The 18,498-nt window shown below is 63.2% G+C and carries 20 protein-coding genes and 1 pseudogene; 4 read left to right on the forward strand and 17 right to left on the reverse strand.

The annotated features are described in order from the left end of the window. Positions 1 to 26: 26 nt before the first annotated feature. The 4 genes from AC4FS3_RS06155 to AC4FS3_RS06170 are packed head-to-tail and all read right to left on the reverse strand — an operon-like array spanning position 27 to position 3,895. The gene (locus tag AC4FS3_RS06155; protein WP_491019784.1) at positions 27 to 1,055 is read right to left on the reverse strand and encodes an extracellular solute-binding protein; all 1,029 of its coding nucleotides are present in this window, start codon (positions 1,053 to 1,055) and stop codon (positions 27 to 29) included. Positions 1,056 to 1,095: 40 nt separating this feature from the next. Continuing rightward, on the reverse strand, positions 1,096 to 1,899 hold the full coding sequence (locus tag AC4FS3_RS06160) for an ABC transporter permease (protein WP_283177967.1): 804 nt from the start codon (positions 1,897 to 1,899) through the stop codon (positions 1,096 to 1,098). Then, positions 1,892 to 2,824, reverse strand: a complete 933-nt coding sequence (locus AC4FS3_RS06165; RefSeq protein WP_491019785.1) for an ABC transporter permease — start codon at positions 2,822 to 2,824, stop codon at positions 1,892 to 1,894. Before AC4FS3_RS06165 ends, AC4FS3_RS06160 begins: the two co-directional genes overlap by 8 nt. A gap of 3 nt (positions 2,825 to 2,827) precedes the next feature. Next, positions 2,828 to 3,895 (reverse strand): ABC transporter ATP-binding protein, encoded by a 1,068-nt coding sequence (locus tag AC4FS3_RS06170; protein ID WP_491019786.1) that lies wholly within the window; start codon positions 3,893 to 3,895, stop codon positions 2,828 to 2,830. Positions 3,896 to 4,278: 383 nt separating this feature from the next. Between AC4FS3_RS06170 and AC4FS3_RS06175 the strand changes: the two genes are divergently transcribed. Then, a complete protein-coding gene (locus AC4FS3_RS06175; RefSeq protein ID WP_491019787.1) occupies positions 4,279 to 5,322 on the forward strand; it encodes a cytochrome-c peroxidase in 1,044 nt (347 codons plus the stop codon). 6 nt (positions 5,323 to 5,328) lie between these two features. Here the strand turns inward: AC4FS3_RS06175 and AC4FS3_RS06180 are convergent, their stop codons facing one another. The 8 genes from AC4FS3_RS06180 to AC4FS3_RS06215 all read right to left on the reverse strand — a co-directional run bounded on the left by AC4FS3_RS06180 (position 5,329) and on the right by AC4FS3_RS06215 (position 10,315). After that, positions 5,329 to 6,402 (reverse strand): AbrB family transcriptional regulator, encoded by a 1,074-nt coding sequence (locus AC4FS3_RS06180; RefSeq protein WP_491019788.1) that lies wholly within the window; start codon positions 6,400 to 6,402, stop codon positions 5,329 to 5,331. A gap of 242 nt (positions 6,403 to 6,644) precedes the next feature. Then, positions 6,645 to 7,037, reverse strand: coding sequence for a thioredoxin domain-containing protein (locus tag AC4FS3_RS06185; RefSeq protein WP_491019789.1), 393 nt, complete (start codon positions 7,035 to 7,037; stop codon positions 6,645 to 6,647). A 45-nt stretch (positions 7,038 to 7,082) separates the two neighbouring features. Then, positions 7,083 to 7,277: a hypothetical protein gene (locus AC4FS3_RS06190; protein WP_491019790.1), complete on the reverse strand. Its 195-nt coding sequence runs from the start codon at positions 7,275 to 7,277 to the stop codon at positions 7,083 to 7,085. A gap of 7 nt (positions 7,278 to 7,284) precedes the next feature. Then, positions 7,285 to 8,115, reverse strand: coding sequence for a L,D-transpeptidase (locus AC4FS3_RS06195; RefSeq protein WP_491019791.1), 831 nt, complete (start codon positions 8,113 to 8,115; stop codon positions 7,285 to 7,287). Positions 8,116 to 8,469: 354 nt separating this feature from the next. Continuing rightward, positions 8,470 to 8,679, reverse strand: a complete 210-nt coding sequence (locus AC4FS3_RS06200; RefSeq protein WP_491019792.1) for a hypothetical protein — start codon at positions 8,677 to 8,679, stop codon at positions 8,470 to 8,472. A gap of 135 nt (positions 8,680 to 8,814) precedes the next feature. Then, positions 8,815 to 9,003, reverse strand: a complete 189-nt coding sequence (locus AC4FS3_RS06205) for a hypothetical protein (protein ID WP_491019793.1) — start codon at positions 9,001 to 9,003, stop codon at positions 8,815 to 8,817. Then, the gene (locus AC4FS3_RS06210; protein ID WP_491019794.1) at positions 9,000 to 9,626 is read right to left on the reverse strand and encodes an RBBP9/YdeN family alpha/beta hydrolase; all 627 of its coding nucleotides are present in this window, start codon (positions 9,624 to 9,626) and stop codon (positions 9,000 to 9,002) included. Before AC4FS3_RS06210 ends, AC4FS3_RS06205 begins: the two co-directional genes overlap by 4 nt. Before the next feature lie 206 nt (positions 9,627 to 9,832). Then, the gene (locus tag AC4FS3_RS06215) at positions 9,833 to 10,315 is read right to left on the reverse strand and encodes a MerR family transcriptional regulator (RefSeq protein ID WP_283177976.1); all 483 of its coding nucleotides are present in this window, start codon (positions 10,313 to 10,315) and stop codon (positions 9,833 to 9,835) included. A gap of 142 nt (positions 10,316 to 10,457) precedes the next feature. Here AC4FS3_RS06215 and AC4FS3_RS06220 point away from each other — a divergent pair, with 142 nt between their 5' ends. Beyond that, positions 10,458 to 10,841, forward strand: coding sequence for an antitoxin Xre/MbcA/ParS toxin-binding domain-containing protein (locus tag AC4FS3_RS06220; protein ID WP_283177977.1), 384 nt, complete (start codon positions 10,458 to 10,460; stop codon positions 10,839 to 10,841). After that, on the forward strand, positions 10,801 to 11,568 hold the full coding sequence (locus AC4FS3_RS06225; protein ID WP_283177978.1) for an RES family NAD+ phosphorylase: 768 nt from the start codon (positions 10,801 to 10,803) through the stop codon (positions 11,566 to 11,568). The genes AC4FS3_RS06220 and AC4FS3_RS06225 overlap by 41 nt, the downstream gene beginning before the upstream one ends. 12 nt (positions 11,569 to 11,580) lie before the next feature. Here the strand turns inward: AC4FS3_RS06225 and msrA are convergent, their stop codons facing one another. The 3 genes from msrA to AC4FS3_RS06240 all read right to left on the reverse strand — a co-directional run bounded on the left by msrA (position 11,581) and on the right by AC4FS3_RS06240 (position 14,721). After that, a complete protein-coding gene (msrA, locus tag AC4FS3_RS06230; RefSeq protein WP_283177979.1) occupies positions 11,581 to 12,087 on the reverse strand; it encodes a peptide-methionine (S)-S-oxide reductase MsrA in 507 nt (168 codons plus the stop codon). Positions 12,088 to 12,113: 26 nt separating this feature from the next. Then, positions 12,114 to 13,280, reverse strand: coding sequence for a M20 aminoacylase family protein (locus tag AC4FS3_RS06235; protein WP_491019795.1), 1,167 nt, complete (start codon positions 13,278 to 13,280; stop codon positions 12,114 to 12,116). A 97-nt stretch (positions 13,281 to 13,377) separates the two neighbouring features. Then, positions 13,378 to 14,721 (reverse strand): NAD(P)/FAD-dependent oxidoreductase, encoded by a 1,344-nt coding sequence (locus AC4FS3_RS06240; protein WP_491019796.1) that lies wholly within the window; start codon positions 14,719 to 14,721, stop codon positions 13,378 to 13,380. A 428-nt stretch (positions 14,722 to 15,149) separates the two neighbouring features. Between AC4FS3_RS06240 and AC4FS3_RS06245 the strand changes: the two are divergent. Next, a pseudogene (locus AC4FS3_RS06245) lies at positions 15,150 to 15,297 on the forward strand (IS5/IS1182 family transposase); the annotation flags it as partial. 478 nt (positions 15,298 to 15,775) lie between these two features. Here the strand turns inward: AC4FS3_RS06245 and AC4FS3_RS06250 are convergent. Together AC4FS3_RS06250 and AC4FS3_RS06255 are read right to left on the reverse strand one after the other, a co-directional pair. After that, positions 15,776 to 17,068, reverse strand: coding sequence for a DUF3422 family protein (locus AC4FS3_RS06250; protein WP_283177982.1), 1,293 nt, complete (start codon positions 17,066 to 17,068; stop codon positions 15,776 to 15,778). Positions 17,069 to 17,225: 157 nt separating this feature from the next. Beyond that, the gene (locus AC4FS3_RS06255; protein ID WP_491019797.1) at positions 17,226 to 18,485 is read right to left on the reverse strand and encodes a glutamate-5-semialdehyde dehydrogenase; all 1,260 of its coding nucleotides are present in this window, start codon (positions 18,483 to 18,485) and stop codon (positions 17,226 to 17,228) included. Positions 18,486 to 18,498: the final 13 nt, after the last annotated feature.

The following is an 18,498-nucleotide window of genomic DNA, read 5'->3' on the forward strand; positions in this document are numbered from 1 at the left end:
TGGATCTTACAAAGCGGCGCTGCCGCTTATTTCATCAGCTCGGTCCAGATCGCGGTCATATATTCCTGCGCCTTGGGCGGGCAGCGTTGCAGGAAGTGACCGGCGGCTTTCGAGGCTTCCGGGATCTCAATCTCCGGGGCGCCCTTCATCTCTTCGGGCATGAACGGCTCAGAGCCGGTGATGCCATTGGCATATTTGGCATGGGTCGAGATCAGCGCGGCGTTTTCCGGCTCCATGATGAAGTTCAGGAACTTATACGCACCTTCTGGGTTTTTGGCATCCGAGAGGATCGCCACCGAATCCATGAACAGCGGATAGCCTTCTTTCGGGTAACCGAAATGCACATCGGGGTTATTGATGCGCGAGCGCAGGGCCGCCCCGTTCCAGTAAACGGTCGCCGCCCAGTCATTGCTCGACATCTTCTCGGTGGCGCCATAATCCATCGAAATCCAGTCGGGCTTGGCTGCGATCAGCGCGTCACGGGCCTTTTTCAGCACTTCGGTGTCTTCGGTGCAGGGTTCGCCGCCGACATACCACACCGCCATATAGACGATATCGTTCATCTCCGGCGTCACATTGATCTTGCCCTTCAGCTCATCCGGCACATCCAGCCAGATCGCCGAAGTGTTGATGTCGCCGCTATAGACCGATTTGTTGACCATGATCCCGGTCGATCCCCACTGCCAGGGAATGGTATGGGCGCGGCCCGGATCCCAGGACACATCGCGCCATTCCGGGGCGATATTGCCGATATTGGGCAGTTTCGAATGGTCAAGCTCCGCCACCAGCCCCTCTTCGACGAAAATCGGCACGTAATTGGCCGAAGGCACCACCATGTCGAAGCCATGGCCGCCGGCGCGGATCTTTGCCAGGGCGGTGTCGTTTGAATCGTAATCGGTGACGATAACCTTGATGCCGGTCTCTGCCTCGAACTTCCGCAGCAGCTCGGCACTGGTATAATCGCCCCAGTTGTAAAGCTGCAGCACTTTGTCATCGGTGCTGGCCATGGCGGCAGTGGCGCAGAGAATGGCCACCGTGCTGAGGAATTTCTTCATATCCGTCTCCCTGTGAAACTTTGGACAAGAACCATTCGGTTCAGTTTTTCTTGCGGTTGATAAGTGAGAACCCGACCAGCAGCAGCACCGTCAGCACCAGAAGCCCGGTCGAGATCGCATTGACCTCGGGCGTCAGCGTCCGGCGCAGCTGGCCGAGCATATAGGTCGGCAGCGTATCCTGGCCTGCGGATTTCACAAACTCGGTAATCACTACATCATCGAGGCTGATGACGAAGGCAAGCATCGCGCCGGCGGCGATCCCGGGGGACAGAAGCGGCAGCGTGACAAAGCGGAAGGTCTGCCAGGGATTGGCGTAAAGATCCGCCGCCGCCGATTCCAGCGAGAGATCCATCCCTTCCAGCCTTGCCCGGATCGGCAGATAGGCAAAGGGCACACAAAAGGCCGAATGCGCGAGGATCAGATACCAGAGGCCCTGATAGCCGGTCCAGGCCTTGATCACCCCGAAGACGATCAAAAGCGCCACTGCGGTCACGATCTCGGGCACCATCAGCGGCTGGTTGATAAAGGCATAGATCGCCGTCTGGCCACGAAACGCGCGGCGCCTGGTGGTTGCGAGGGCGGCCATGGTCGCCACGACCGTCGCGATGAAACTGGCCGAAACCGCAATCTGCAGCGAGCGCAGCGCGGCGGCCTGTACGACATCATTCTCCCAGGCCTCGATATACCAGCGCCAGGAAAAGCCCTGCCAGACCGAAAGCGTGGTGCCGGCATTGAAGGAATAGAAGACCAGCGTGCAGATCGGCAGATAGAGCGCGATAAAGACCAGGATGGCGACAGTGGCGAAACCGGGCAGGCGCGAGACTTCAAAGCTTTTATCAGCCATGGCTCTTGCCCCCTTTGGTCGCGGCGCGGACATAGAAGATCATCGCCAGCATCACGATCAGCAAAAGCGTCATGGAAAGTGCCGCGCCGAGCGGCCAGTTCCGGCCCTGGCCGAATTGCAGCTCGATGAAATTGCCGATCATCATATTCTTGCCGCCCCCCAGCACGCGCGGCGTGACATAGGCGCCAAGCGAGGGGATGAAGACAAGGATCGAGCCTGCGATGATGCCAGGCTTCACGATCGGCAATACCACATGACGCAGCACCTGAAGCCGCGAGGCGTAAAGGTCATATCCCGCTTCCAGAAGCCGCATATCGAAGCGGTCGATGGCCGCAAACAGCGGCAGCACCATCAGCGGCAGATAGACATAGGCCATGCCGATCAGCACGGCGGTATCGGTGTTCATGATGCGGATCGGTTCGGAAATCACCCCGATCCCCAGCAGGATCTTGTTCAGAAGCCCCTCATTGCGGATGATTTCGGTGATCGCGAAGGTGCGGATCAGCAGATTGGTCCAGAAGGGAATGGTGATCAGGAACAGCCAGAGCGCGCGCTCTTTCAGCGGGCGTGTGGCGATGAACCAGGCAGTGGGGAAGCCAAGGGCAAAGGTGATCAGCGTGGTCAGGATCGAGATTTTCACCGAACGCCAGAAGATCGTCAGATGCGCATCGGCGAGCACCAGATTGCCATCATCAAAGATGTCGCGGGTGTAAAGAACCCCAACCCAGGCCTCGGTCGAGAAGTCCCATACCACGCCGCCGGTCGGGCCAGCCGTGAGGAAGGAATAGATCAGCACGATCAGCAGGGGCCCTGCCGCCGCGCAGAACAAAAGGATCAGCGCCGGGGCCGAAAGCGCCCAGGCATTGCGGGTCGAGCTTGCGGCCTGAAGGCGCTCGGCCTCGCTCGCGCCATGTGTCCGGGCCATCGCTCAATCCTCCAGCATGAGAACAGAGCCCGGCGCGAACCGGATCCCCACCTTCGCCCCCTGCCCGATCAGCGCCTCGCCGGTGACGCCCGATTGCACACAGGCCTCGATCCCGGTCCCGTCGGGCAGCACGATCTGGTAATTCATATCAGTGCCGAAATAGACCGAGCCCCGCACCTCGGCCGGGATCGCGCCCTGCGCCTCCGGCGGGGTGATCTCAACATGTTCGGGCCGCACCGCAAGCGTGATCTGCCCGCCCTTGCCGCCGGTATCGACCGCAATCACCTCACCCGAAGCAAGCTTTGCTCCGCCCGGCACGCCGGTTGCGGTCAGGAAATTCGTCTCGCCGATGAAGGAGGCGACAAAGCGGTTACGGGGTTTTGTGTAGATCTCGCGCGGGGCGCCAAGCTGCTGGATCCTGCCCGCCGACATGACCGCGATGCGGTCCGACATGGTCAGCGCTTCTTCCTGGTCATGGGTGACGAAGACAAAGGTGATGCCGGTCTCGGTCTGGAGCCGTTTCAGCTCGACCTGCATTTCCTTGCGCAACTTAAGGTCAAGCGCCGAAAGCGGCTCATCAAGAAGCAGAACCTTGGGCCGCGGCGCCAGTGCCCGCGCCAGCGCCACCCGCTGCTGCTGGCCCCCCGAGAGCTGGCTGGTCTTGCGCCCCGCCATCGCCTCGAGCCGGACCAGCGCCAACATTTCCTGGACCGTCCGGTCGATCTCGGATTTTGCGATGCCCTTCATCTTCAGCCCGAAGCCGATATTTTCGGCCACGCTCAGATGCGGGAACAGAGCATAGGACTGGAAGACCGTATTCACCGCCCGCTTGTTTGGGGGCTGGCCGGTCACATCCTGGCCATCGATCAGGATCTGCCCGGCGCTTGGCATCTCAAACCCCGCGATCAGGCGCAAAAGCGTGGTCTTGCCACAGCCCGATGGCCCGAGAAGCGTAAAGAATTCGCCGGTTCTGATTTCGCAGGACACATTGTCCAGCGCCCTGACCACGGTTTCGCCCTGACCGAACGCCTTGGTCACATCTTTCGCCATAATGGCAGCAGTAACAGCCAAAAGATCACCCCTGTGGTGTGGTTTTCAGTCTTATTATATTTTGATCATATTGCGGGTACCCAATACGATTGAGCAAGAGAAATCGCCGCCCCTGCTGCAATTTCATCTTTCCGCCGCATGATCAAAGACCAGAGCTGTCTGAAAATCGGGCAATAGCACAATTCGAAACTGATCTCTTCCGGGGAGCGGTCGCTCAGAAAGGCTCCGCCCCCACAACCCGGGTAAAGTGGATCCGTGCGCCTGAAGAATAATATATTATTTTCATATACTTATTTAAATTAATCCAGCGCTGCTTCCGGCTTTGATCCCGATCATGGCGCCCTGCCCGCGCCTGGCCCCAGACTGGCCCTGCGCGAACGCCAGCTCAACCTTCAGGAGCAAGCATGAAACCAATCCTCCTCTCCCTCCTCGTCCCGGCGATTTTGTCCGGGACGGCGGCTTCTGCAGATACCTTGCGCGATCTCGCGCTGGAAACCTTCAGAGCCCTGCCTTCGACGGTTCCCGCCATCGCGGGTAACCCCTCGACCCCGGCGAAGCTCGATCTGGGCAAAGCGCTGTTTTTCGATCCGCGTCTCTCGGCCTCGGGCGTGTTCAGTTGCTACAGCTGCCACAACCTGACCACCGGCGGGGATGACAATATGGAAACCTCGGTCGGTCATGGCTGGCAAAAAGGGCCGCGCAATGCGCCCACGGTGCTGAATGCGGTGCTCAATGAGGCGCAGTTCTGGGACGGGCGTGCCGATGACCTCGCGGCCCAGGCCAAGGGGCCGGTCCAGGCCGGCGTCGAGATGGCCAATACGCCCGCCAATGTCATCGCCACGCTGGGATCCATGCCGCAATATGTGACCTGGTTCGACGCGGCCTTTCCCGACGATGCCGAACCGCTGAGCTTTGACAATATGGCCAAAGCGATCGAGGTCTTCGAGGCGACCCTGATCACGCCCGCGCCCTTTGATGCCTGGCTCAATGGCGATGATGCGGCGATGACGGCGGATCAGCTGGCCGGCTTGCAGCTTTTCATGGAGAAGGGCTGCGCGTCCTGCCATTCGGGCGTCAATGTCGGCGGGCATGGCTATTACCCGTTCGGCCTGATCGAAAAGCCCGGCGCCGAAATCCTGCCCCCCGATGACAAGGGACGCTTCGCGGTCACTGCGACGGTGGATGACGAATATGTCTTCCGCGCCGCGCCTTTGCGCAACATCGCTTTGACCGCGCCCTATTTCCATTCCGGCAAGGTCTGGGATCTGCGCGTGGCGGTCGAGATCATGGCCGAAAGCCAGCTTGGCGAAGCGCTGCACCCCGAGGAGACCACGCAGATCGTGGCCTTTCTCGACAGTCTGACCGGCACCATGCCCCATGTGGTGCTGCCGGTCCTGCCGGAGGAAACCGCAACCACGCCGCATCCGGTGACGGCGATCCTGCCATAAGACAGATCAGGGCGGATCCCCGGATCCGCCCTTCCCGGCCCCCCCCGGCGCGAGACGGCGCTCGAACAGGGCGAAAACCACCGGGGCCGCGACAATGATCGCGATGATCCTGACCACGTGATGCAGCGCGACAAAGGCGACATCGGCATGGATCGCCAGCGCGATCAGCCCCATCTCGGTCAGCCCGCCCGGGGCAAGCGCGAGCATGGCCTGTTCCGGGCTGGTGCCGGTCAGGATGCGCATCAGATGGCTGAAGGCAAAGGCAACACCGAGGACCAGCACGGTCGATCCGATGCTGAGCGCCCCCGCCTTGCGCAATTCCGAAAGTGGCACGCCGCGAAAACGGCAGCCCAGCACGGTGCCGAGGATCACCTGGGCCGCATTGACCAGAACCGCAGGCGGCGCGGCTTCGGATATGCCGCTCAGATGCAGCGCCGCCGAAAGCGCCATCGGCCCGAGAAAGGTCGGCGCCGGCCAGTTCAGGGCGCGTCCGGTCAGGCTCCCGAATATGGCGGCGGCCAGCAAAAGCCCCGCCTCCCGCCATTCCGGCAGAGCCGCGCCACTTGCCGCCCCCGCACCGACATCATGGCCCATGATGACCCGAAACCACAACGCGATCAGCGAGATGGTCACGACGATCCTGAGACTGTGGGCAAGAATGACGGGCTCCGGCTTGCCGCCTTTGGCCTCGGCAAGCTCGATCATCTCGGCCAGTCCCCCCGGCATCCCGGCAAAGAAAGAGGTGCGCCAGTCATAGCCGCCGGCATAGCGATACCAGGGCACAATGATCAGGCCGACGACCAGCAGATAGACCAGCAAAAGCGACAGCGTCCCGATCCAGGTGACCATATGGCCCAGCACCTCGGGGGCAAAACGCGAGCCCAGCAGCACGCCGATCACCGCCACGACCGCAGGGCGGATGGCATTGGGCCCCTGGATCCGCAGCCCGGCGACCGAGGCGATCATGGTGGCAAAAAGCGCGCCAAGCATCCAGGGCAGCGGGAGGCCAAGCCCCCAGGCGACCAGGCCTCCGGCAGTACCGAGACCGAGCGCGGGCAGATAGGACAGGAGGGACGTCAAGGATCAGGTCCGAAATCAGAGCAGGTTGCGGCCCGGCGGCATCGCCGCATCACAGGTGCCGGGCGCCCGCCCATTTTGCCGATCCCGCCGCCAGTGTCGAGAGCGGTCGTGACAAAACGGGGCGCGCGGCCTGCCTCGCCCGTGTTGTCGCGCCGGTGTTGTCGCGCCGGTGTTGTCCTGACGGCCTCGTCTGGCCGACCCTGGCCGGGGCGCTGCCCCGGCCCGCCGGTCTCCCGCAGCGCTTACCCCCGGCGGACCGCCGCGACGGCGTCGCGCAGTTCCGCGATTTCGGTAACGCGTGGAAAGAGGTTCAGCCCGACCAGATAGGCCGGTGTGCCGGGAAGGCCGAAGAAATCAGCCTCGGCCATGGTACGGTCAATCAGCGCAACCCATTTGTCGCGTTCGCGCTCAAAGCTCGCGATGGCGGCCTCCGGATCCAGACCGGCGTCGCGTACCGCCGCATCCATCCGCAATGCATCGACCCGGCGTCCTTTTCCGGCCATCAGCGCGGCATTCACCTCCGCATAGCGGCCAAGTGCCACCGAGCCGAGGCCAAGCTGCACACCGCGCACGGAGGCCTCGCCAAAGATCGGCCAGTCTTTCATCACCAGACGGATATCGCCGTCAGAGCGCACATAATCCAGCAGGGCCGGATGCGAGTCGCGGCAGAAAGGGCACTGTTAATCAAAGTATTCCACGATGGTCACCGAGCCATCGGGATTGCCCAGCACCGGCTGATCAGGGTCATGCGTCAGCTCGCGCGGGGCCGCACCCGGCAGCATCTCTTCGGCCCGGACGGGAAATGCCGCCCCAGCCAGCATCATTGCGCCAAGCGAGCTCCCGAGAGAGCCCCTGATCAGATCGCGTCTTTTCATCACTGTCTCAGTTCAGGCTGCTGGTATAGGGGCTTTCAGGGAAGCCGGTCGGGTAGCCATAGGCCGGATCGGCGGCCGCAACCTCCGGCACTGCCGCCGGCTGGTTGAACGAGGCGCCACTATAGGGCGTGGTTGCGGGCACAAAGGATCCGAAGGCACCGGCGCTTTGTTCGGGGCTCAGGACAAGCACCTTGCCGCCTTTGACATAGTTCGCCGCCAGATGAATGGCATCCTGGTTGTACATGCGGATACAGCCCGCCGATGTGGCATGGCCGATCGAGGCGACCTCATTGGTGCCATGGATGCGGTAATAGGTGTCGCGCCCGCCCCGGAAGAGATAGATCGCCCGCGCGCCCAACGGATTTTGCGGCCCGCCCGGCAACCCGTCGGCATAGGCGGCATACATATCCGGGCGCTCGCGGATCATATTGTCGGTCGGCCGCCAGCTCGGCCAGACCCGGTCATATTGCGCGACCGCCGCGCCCTCGAAGGACCGGCCCTGATCGCCCACCGCCACACGGTAGCGCAGCGCGCGATTGCCGCCCCGGATCAGATAAAGATAGCGCTGCCAGGGATCGACGATGATCGCGCCGGGGGATTCGGTGATCGCAAGATCCACCTCGGTGCGGGTGTTTTCGGCAATCAGATAGCGCGGGTTTACGGCCGGGATATGGAACCCGTTATCCTCGAGCTCGCCATACATCGCGAGGATTTCCGGAGGGACATTGGCGGCAGGATCAGGTTGCGACCCGGAGTCGGGCACCTTTGGCGCACAGGCCGAAACCAGCCCCGAAAGGGTCATCAGAAGAGCCGCACGACGACTGACCACAACGCTCATAAAACTGTCCTTTCCCGCCGGCGGGAAGGAGCAGACACGCCCCGGATCTGGCAGGATCGCGGGATGCTTGCCGCCGGCTTTGCACACCTCCGCCGTGGCGCGATGCCGGAGCACCGCCCACGAGGAACCAATCCGGCCATGCGCCATGATCCGAAGGGCCTGGTCAAGCCCCGCCGTCACACAGCTGCGCGAGAAAGTGAAATACCGCCAAAGACTGGCATGGCTTGCGCCGATTCCGCGTTGAACCGTCGCGCGATCCAGGTCCCGGGAGCCGCTTAACCTAGGGTCGGGCCGCAGATCCAGATCATGTATACCCGGACCCGCGCTGGTGTGCACGGCGGTCGGGATCGCTGTTCAGGCCCCGATTCCACTGAGAAGAATCGCCGCTGCCAGCAAGACCGTCGCGGCGACACAGATCAGAATGCCGTCGCCGGGGTCCGCGGTCGCCTGCGCGTTTTCGTCACTCTCCTGTGCTGCCCCGCCTGTCACCACTGCGCCCTGCACGACCGTGTCTTCGCCTGCCAGTATCGCCAGCACGCCCGGATCAAAGCCATTATAGATCATCTGTCTCTCCGTTCTCTGGATGCCCGTGGTTCGCCGGATGCCCGTATCCGAGGCCGGATCACGGCTGATATTCGGGCAGCCGCATCGCCGCAGCATTCCGGTTGTGTGTCGCGCCCCCGCGACCAGTGCCCTGCCTCAGCGGGCGGGCTCCTCGACCAGCCGGCCATCATTGGCCTGGGCCGGTGTGGCGGAGAGGAACCCGAGCGCATTTTTTGGCGTGACGGTCAGCGCCAGCACAGCCGCCATCGCGAGGCTTGCCAGCAGGACCGCCGCCCTTTCCTGCCCCCGGCTTGGCGTAACGCGCGAAGTGTCCCGCGCGCTCACAGCGCCCCTCCTGTCCTGGTCCGGGCTCTACTCAGCTGCGCGTCCGGCGTCCCGTAGCCATATGCTGCGCGAAATCGCGACGGCGCGGTGGTGTCATCCAGCGCCCCCGCCAGAAGACGGTTGCGCAGGACGCGGCCTTCTTCCCAGGGGCCAAAGCCCGCATCGGCATTCACATGGCCCGCGAAGCCGAGATCGACCAGCTCTGCCCCCCAGGCGCGGGAAAGTTGCGCCGCGCGCGAAAAGCCCATCCATGGGTCGTTGCGGCTGGCGGCGACGATCACCGGCAGGTCAAGCACCTCTTCCGGGATCGGGCCGAAATGGCCGATACGGTCGGCGCCAGCGGTCTCGGCCGGGGCAACCAGCAAGGCGCCCGCCACCCGCAGATGCGGCCATTGCGTCAAAAGCCGCGCGATCAAAATCGCCCCCAGGGAATGACCAACCAGAACGCAGTCGGGATGCGCGAGGATCATCGAGGCCAGCTCCACCTCCCAGACCGCCGCCACAGGGCGATGCGGGTCCGAGAGATCCACCATCAGCGCATGAGGGTCACTGGCCGCCCACCAATGTTGCCAATGGGGTGCAGCCGACCCGTCAAGGCCTGGAACGATAAGCGTGTTGATCATTACCATGGTCCTTTCCCTAGGTCACAGGAAAAGACTACATGATTTATCGTGATTAAGAATTCTAAAGATGCCTCCAGGAAAGGAAGAGGATTCCCTTTCTGTCAGTGCGGTTGCAGGCCCTCCCCCTTGCCCCTCAAGCGGCAGCGGCCAGGTGCTTCGGCCCTGCAAGACCTTAGACAGGCAAGCGCACCTCCTGGCTAAGGCGTTTAGAAACCGGCTATTTTTCCGGTGACAGCCGTCTCACGCGGTCCTGGCCCTGTCTCTCCCGCCGCCGCGGGGTGATCGTGGTTGCACAGGCTGTGATCGCCCAGAACCTCGATCACCCGGCAATCGCTGATCGTGCCATGGGCGCATTGAACGACCATCCGCTCCAGCTCATGTTCCAGCGCTTTCAGCCGCGAAATGCGCTCACGCACCGCCCCGAGCTGGGTGCGCGCGATACTGTCTGCGGCGGCACAGGGCTGATCCGGCTGGTCGGAAAGCGAAAGCAGATCGCGGATCGCCTCGAGCGGGAAACCCAGATCGCGCGCATGGCGGATAAAGCGCAGCCGCTCTTCGGCGACCCGGCTGTAGAGGCGCTGATTGCCGGAAGAACGTTCCGCCTCGGGCAAGAGGCCGATCTGTTCGTAATAGCGGATCGTGGGCACCTTGACGCCGGTGCGGTCCCCGAGCTTGCCGATTGTGAGCATTTGCGCCTCCAATATCTCTATAAACTTTAGGTATTGTCTTTCTTTGCTTCAACTGCGACCGATGTTTCGATACCACATGCCGGTTACCCCCTTTCATATGAAACCAAATGCGCCTATATTTTCACTTGAAAGGAGCCTTCAGATGATCTCTTTCCCCAATATCGCACTGGATCAGCCCTCGCCTGGCCAGGTGCTTGGCAAAGCCGCCCTGCGTGCAGCCGAACGTCTTGGTCTTTCGGCGCGGCAATTCGCCCGGGTGACCGGCCTCTCGGAACCGGGTGTGTCGCGGCTGAAACGCGGCACTGCCGGGATCGAGGAAGGCAGCAAGACCTTTGAACTCGCAGCGATGCTTGTGCGGCTTTACCGCTCGCTCGATGCGATTACCGGTGGCGATGAGGCGGTGGCGCGGGCCTGGATTTCGGCCCCGAACGAGGCGCTGGGCGCCGCACCGGTGGAAAAGATCACCTCAGTTCAGGGACTTGTTGATGTCTGCGCCTATCTGGACAGCCGCCGCGCTCGGCTCTGAATGCAGGCCCTTTCAGGGGCGCGGCTGGCGGCTGGTCGAAGCGCAGCACCTGGTCTCGACCCTGAAACTGGTGGACAGCCTTGCGGAACAGGCGCTGCTGGAAGAGATTCTGGAAACCACCAAACCGCCGATGCCTGCCGCCTGTCAGGGGCTTGATTACCTGCTGGCCACGCCCTTTCGTTATCGCCCCTACCCGCATGGGTCGCGCTTTCGTCGCGCCGGGCTGACGCCGGGCGTCTGGTATGGCGCCGAAAAAGTGCAGACCGCGCTTGCGGAAATGGTGTTCTACCGTTTCCTGTTTTACGCCGAGAGCCCGGCGACGCCCTTTCCCGACGGACCGGCGGAATATACCGCATTTGCGGCCAAACTCGCGACCGCGCGGGCGGTTGATCTGACAGCGCCGCCGATGGCCGACCCGGCCTGGAGCCATCCGACCGATTACGCGCCCTGCCAGAGCCTGGCTGAGGCGGCCCGCGAGGCCGGGGCAGAGATCATCCGCTACACATCGGTGCGCGACCCGAAGGGCGGCGCCAATCTGGCGGTGCTCAGCTGCGGCGCCTTTGCCGCAACCGGGATCCAGGACCGCCAGACCTGGCGCATCCGTCTCAGCCCCACCGGCGCGATGGCCTTGCGCGAACATCCGCGCCAGGGGATTGATTTTCCGAGGGAAAGCTTCACCGATCCGCGGCTGAGCGCCATGGTCTGGGACCGCCCCCGCGCCAGGTAAAGGCCGCGCCGATCACTCCGCCGCGCGTTTTGGCAAGACCCAGCCGGGGCGCGGGAAATGACAGGTATAGCCGTTCGGCTGACGCTCCAGATAATCCTGATGTTCGGGCTCGGCCTCCCAGAAATCGGAAACCCGCTCCACCTCGGTCACCACCGGGCCAGGCCAGAGGCCGGAGGCATCGACATCTTTGATCGTCTCAAGCGCCACCTCGCGCTGATCCTCGGTCACCCAATAAATTGCCGAGCGGTAGCTCGGGCCAAGGTCATTGCCCTGACGGTCGCGGGTGGTCGGGTCATGGATCTGGAAAAATGCCTCAAGGATCTGGCGGTAGCTGATCCGGGCGGGGTCGAAAACCACCTCGATCGCCTCGGCATGGCGGCCATGATTGCGGTAGGTGGCATTGGGCACCTCGCCGCCGGTATAGCCGACACGGGTGTTCACCACCCCCGGCAGACGGCGGAGCAGCTGCTGCATCCCCCAAAAACAGCCCCCGGCCAGAACCGCACGTTCCTCAGTCATCTCTGTCTCCTTTCACGCGCTGTATTTCACGCGACCGGCATCCGCGCCTCGGCCATGCCGGCAAGCCAGCTTGCGCCGAAGGGTGCGGCCTCGTCGTCGAAATTATACCCGGCCTGGTGCAGTGGCGCGCTATTGCCATTGCCAAGGAAGATATAGGCACCCGGGCGCTCCTGCAGCATATAGGAGAAGTCTTCTGCCGCCATCAAAGGCGCGGTTTCGGCATCAACTTCGGGTGAGATCGCCCGCGCCACAGCCGCCGCATGGGCGGTGCCATCCTCATGGTTCACCGTCACCGGATAGCCACGGCGAAAATGGACATCGACCGTCGCACCATAGGTCGCGGCCACGCCCTCGCAGATCTGGCGCAACCGCGCTTCGATCATCGCGCGGACCCCCTCGTCCAGGGTGCGCACGGTGCCCTTCATCACCACCTCTTCGGCCAGCACGTTATAGGCGGTCGAATCGCTGTGGATCGTCGCGACCGAGACCACCGCCGATTGCAGCGGATCGGTGTTCCTGGACACGATGCTTTGCAGTGCCAGCACCAGATGCGATGCGACCACGGTGGTATCAATCGCCTCCTGCGGTTTTGCCGCATGGCCGCCGCGCCCGGTCAGGGTCAGCGAGAATTCATCCGACGCCGCCATGATCGCACCCGGGCGGATCGCGAAACGGCCAACCGGGATCCCCGGCATATTATGAAGGCCGTAAACCTCCTGGATGTTCCAGCGCTCCATCAGCCCGTCTTTGACCATGGCAAGACCGCCGCCGCCGCCCTCTTCGGCCGGCTGGAAGATACAGACCACCGACCCATCGAAATTCCGCGTCTCGGCGAGGTATTTCGCGGCGCCGAGCAGCATGGCGGTATGGCCGTCATGGCCGCAGGCATGCATGATCCCGGGTGTGCCGGAGGCGTAATCGAGGCCGGTTTTCTCATGGATCGGCAGCGCATCCATATCGGCGCGTAAGCCCACCACCCGGCCCGCGCTGTCCGAGCGCCCCCGGATCACCGCGACCACGCCCGAACGTCCGACCCCTTCCGTCACCTCGTCGCAGCCAAAGGCCCGGCACAGTTCCGCCACGCGCCCGGCGGTGCGCGGCAGGTCATAATTCAGCTCGGGGTGCCGATGGAAATCCTGGCGCCAGGCTTTGATCTCGGGGGCGAGTTCGGCGAAACGGTTCTTGACGGGCATGGGCGTCTCCTTCGGCGCGGAGTCTGATCTCCGGCGCGCGGAAGGGCAAGCCCCCGCCGCAGCGGCGGGAGCCGTTCCTCAAAACCGGAGCCCGGGCCTAAAGGCTCGGCCCCGGCACCAGTTTTGATCCGTCGGTGAAACGCGACAGCCGGAAGCGGCTCATGTCATGACCTATGTCTTCCCCCAGGATCATGCTGGCGATCACCCGGCCCATGCCCGGCCCGATGCCGAAACCATGACCGCAAAGCCCGGTCGCGATCACAACGCCCGGCAGCTTTTCGGTGCGGTCAATCACCGGGACGACATCGGGCATGGTCTCGATCATACCGGCCCAGCTGGCGGTCAGGCGCGGCTTGCCGATCTGCGGGAAGGCTTCGGCAAAGCGGGTCCGGAGCCGCTCCAGCGCCTTGCGATCAGGCGCGGGGTTCAGGATCCGCATCCGCTCGAACGGGGTTTCGACATCGCCCTTCAGCCAGCGCGGCGTCGACCAGGCATCGGGATAGCCCTTCGGCGCCATCGGTTGCAGGCTGGTCTGGCCGAAGGTGCGCTTCAGCAAAGGCCAATAGGTGCCGAATTCGCGGAAGGCATCGGGGCCGATCCAGAAATTCTGGTGGTCACCGGGGGCGAGCGTATAGCCGCCATCCTCGCGGCGGCGAAAGGCGAAATGGCTGTCCACCGCGGCGCCCGGGAAAAGATCCGGAAGCGGTTCGGTCGCCGCCACGGTCGCGCGGACGGAAAGCTGCGGGATCCTGACGCCATGCGCGCCAAGGAAAAGCCGCGACCAGGCACCAGCGGCAACCACGACCTGATCACAGGCGATGCGCCCGGCCTCGGTCACCACGCCCGCGACCCGGCCCGCCGAAAGATCAAGGCAGCGCACCGCGCAATGCTCAACGATCACCACCCCCGCCTCGGCCGCCAGATCTGCCAGCACCGGCACCGCAACCCATGGCTCGGCCCGCGCATCTGATGCCGTCCAGAGACCGCCCGTCCAGCCCGCTTTGGCCGTCGGGACCAGATCCGCCACCTCGCGCGCGCTCAGCATCCGGCTGTCCACCCCAGAGCCCGCGACCGAATCGAGCCATGACCGGAACCCCGCCATGTCGCCTTCTTTATTGGCGAGATACAGAACACCGGTTTGCCGGAACCCGAGCCGCCCGCCCGTCCCGGCCGCAAGCTCGCGCCACAGCGCGAGGCTTTCCATCATGATCGGCAGTTCCGCCGGATCGCGCCCCTGCTGGCGGATCCAGCCCCAGTTGCGGCTGGACTGCTCGCCCGCGATCAGCCCCTTTTCACACAGAACCACCCGCTGGCCCTTTTTCGCCAGCGCCCACGCGGTCATCACCCCGATGATACCGCCTCCGATCACCACCGTATCACAGACCACAGGCAACCGGCCCCGATGCCGGAGGGGGCTGTTTTCGTGGATGGGAAAACTCATTCTGCTTCTCCGCAAACGTCCAGACCCAGGTGTTCCGGCGGGCGCCTTTGCGGCAATGCCCGGGCCGGAGTTCTGCACCGCCTATCCGCCGGCCACAGAAATGACGAGAAATGCGATGCGCCTTTATTCCGGATCTGCAGGTCCGGCAATCGATCCTCAGAATCGCACAAGATTTCAATTCCTCCGGCAGCACCAGACGAATTCATCCCTGTCTGATCGTTTTTGTGCAAGGCGTCTGAAACTGACCCCGGACCTAATCCACAGGACCGCATTTTCGATACCAGGAAAGGGGGCGTTCTGGTTTTCAGAACTCCCTCACAGTGACGGACCTGGGCCCCTCTGCACTTGCTGGCAGCGATGGAGCGAGAAAAGTGTATTTTCTCGATGATGCACGCTCGGAAGTCCAGTGCGGCGGTTCCGAAGCCGTTGATGCCGATATCCGCCCTGCCCGCCTCTTCATGATCGCTGGAAAGGCTCAGCGACTATACGGGAGCTGCTGCGCTCGTCGGCAATTTATCGAAGGCGGAATTGTCGCTTGTTGACCGGGGCTATGATGGCACCCGGTTCAGAGGCGCATAGAAAGACAGAGCAATGAGCGGGTCGGGAACAACACCGCGTGGCTCGGCGCCACAGACACCGGGCGCGGTAATGACACCGTGACCCTCGGTTCAGGCGAAACCTCGATGTTCAGGCGCGGTCATAACGCCGATGCCGTCATCCTGATCGCTCCAGCAGACAGGCGTCAGGTCACCGCCATCATCGGCCCCCTGCGTCTCGGGCCCCGATTATGTCGATTTTGATGCCATCACCAGGGCGACCTTCACCAGCGATCTGTGGATCGATTTACCTGGCGGCCGAACCAAATCCACGGAACGTGACCTGGTCAACATCTGTGCATTGGAAGCGGTGATCTGCACCGCCGGGAATGACACGATCTGCGATGTTACTGGCTCCGCCAGGTTCATGTTCCGGAAAATGGACGGCGTGACCCCACCTCATCACTGATTTCAGGCGCGCCCCCGGGATGGCTGCCTTTATCCGGGCCAGCCTGGTTTCAGTGAAAGCTCTTCCGGATCCGGCGCAGGCCCAGCCAGACCAGCGCAAGCACCGGCACAACCAGCACCGCCGTCATCATCTCTTTCGACAGCCCCGCGAGTTTCCCCAGCGGATATAGCGCGTAAGACGCAAGGCTCACCGCGTAATAGCTGATCGCCACCACCGAAAGCCCCTCGACCGTATGTTGCAACCGGAGCGCCAGATCCGCGCGGCGGTCCATGCTTTCCAACAGCCGCTGGTTCTGCGCCGAGCGGTCGACATCGACGCGGGTGCGCAAAAGCTCTGCGGCGCGCTCTGCCCGGGTCGACAGCGTTTCCAGCCGCGCCTGGGCCGATTTCACTGTCCGCATCGCCGGATCATAGCGACGCATCATAAACTCGCCAAAGGTCTGCCGCCCTTCAAGCCGTTCCTCGCGCAAGACCTGGATGCGCTGGTTCAGGATCGCCTCATAGGCCGCCGTGGCGCCAAAACGGAACGAGACCCGCACCGCCAGCCGCTCAAGCTCGGAGGAAATCGACAACAGATCATGCAAAGCTGCCTCGGGCGCCGGCCCCTTGCCCCCTGTGGTATCCAGCCCCGAAACCAGCGCCGAAAGCCGCGGGTCCAGCTGGTTGAGCTTGCCCGACAGATCGCGCGCCCGCAAAAGCCCCAGCATCGACATGGCGCGGTAGACCTCGATCTCGCACAGGCGCTGCACGATCCGCCCGATGCGCCGACGCCCGGTGCCGGGGCGGATGAAGACCGCGAAACGCATATTGCCCGCCGGATCAATGCGGAAATCTCCGGCGATCACCGCCGCCCCGTCAACCACTTTCGACAAAGCGAGGCTTTCGGGCACGAACCAGTCCTCGCAGCGGGCGAAAAGCTCACCCATGCTCGCAGGCATATGCTCGATGCGGATCAGCACCGAGGCAATCCGCCCGCCCGGCGCCGCCTGCACCCAATCCTCGGGGAATACTTCCGTCTCGGCCGGATCAAAGGGGCGCGACGAGACACCCGGCGTAAAGGCCGAATAGGTCACGAATTCGGTATGGCTTTCCCATTTCAGCTCGGTCCGGCCAATCGGACCCGAAAAATGCGTGGCATCGGGTTGCGGATGGGCGCCGCCATTGCGGTCTATCAGATCGATCAGATGATCGCGGTCGCGGGTCCGGTCGCGACCTGCAGCATCCACCGGCTCCTTGAACGCCATCATCACAGCGGTGCAGGGCAGATCCAGCGCCGGGAATGGCCGGGCATGGAGCTCATTCACCGTGGCATAGCGGAGCGGATGGTCGGTCACAGGAGGCATATCTTCGCTCATAAGTTGAGATCAGGCCGGGTTACGCCCGGGGGAACAGATACCGCCAGCACAAAGCCCGCATACCGGGGTATGCGGGCAATATGTTGCCGTAAAGACAAGGCCCTTCCGGCAGTCTGACGCCCATTCGGCGCCCGTCGCGTGCCGTTCAGCCGCGAATGGTGCCGTCGCCGGTCACAAGATATTTAAAGCTGCACAATTGTGCGGCACCGACCGGCCCGCGCGCATGCATCTTGCCGGTGGCAATACCGATCTCGCCGCCCATCCCGAACTCACCACCATCGGCAAACTGGGTCGAGGCATTGCGCATCAAAATCGCCGAATCGAGCCGCTGGAAGAAGCGCGCCGCCACTGCATCATCCTCGGTCAGCACCGCTTCCGTGTGGTTGGAGCCGTAGCGGCGAATATGGGCAATCGCGCCGTCCACCCCGTCAACCAGTCTGGCTGCGATGATCATATCCAGGAATTCGCGCCCGAAATCATCTGGTTGCGCCTCGACCGTGCCAGAGACCTGCAGCAAGTCACCCTCGGTTCTGACCTCGACCCCGGCCTTCACCAGATCCTCGATCAGCACCGCACCGTGTTTCGCATAAAACGCCCGGTCAATCAGCAGGCATTCAGCAGATCCACAGATGCCCGTGCGCCTGGTCTTGGCGTTCAGCACCACCCGCCGCGCCTTTTCCAGATCCGCCGCGCCATCGGCATAGACATGGCAAATGCCTTCCAGATGCGCGAAAACCGGCACCCGCGCTTCGCGCTGCACCAGGCCCACCAGCCCCTTGCCGCCCCGCGGCACGATCACGTCGATGTAATTCACCGCCGTGAGCATGGCCGAGACCATATCGCGGTCCCTGACCGGAACCAGCTGGATCGCGGCCTCCGGCAGCCCGGCCTTTTTCAGCCCCAGAACCATACAACCATGGATCGCGCCCGAGGAATGGAAGCTCTCCGAGCCGCCGCGCAAAATGACGGCATTGCCGGCCTTGAGACACAGGGCCCCGGCATCCGCCGTGACATTGGGCCGGCTTTCATAGATCACGCCGACCACACCCAGAGGCGTCGCCACCCGCCGGATCTGCAGCCCGTTGGGCCGGTCCCATTCCTCAAGCACACGGCCCACCGGATCAGGCTGGCGCGCCACCTCGCGCAGCGCAGCGGCAATCCCTGCGATACGGTCCCCGTCCAGCCGCAGCCGGTCCAGCATGGCGGGCGAGATCCCTTTCGCGCGAGCGAAATCCATATCCTTCGCATTGGCGTCAAGGATCAGATCAACACTTGAGTCAATCGCATCGGCCGCCGCAAACAAAGCCGCCGTCTTCTGCTCTGGTGGTGCAAAAGCCAGTTCCGCCGCCGCCTCACGCGCAGCCGATCCAATCTGTGTCATCAGATCCAGAAACTGACCATCCATAGCTTCACCTCTT

The organism is Pseudogemmobacter sp. TB195, from assembly GCF_058313095.1.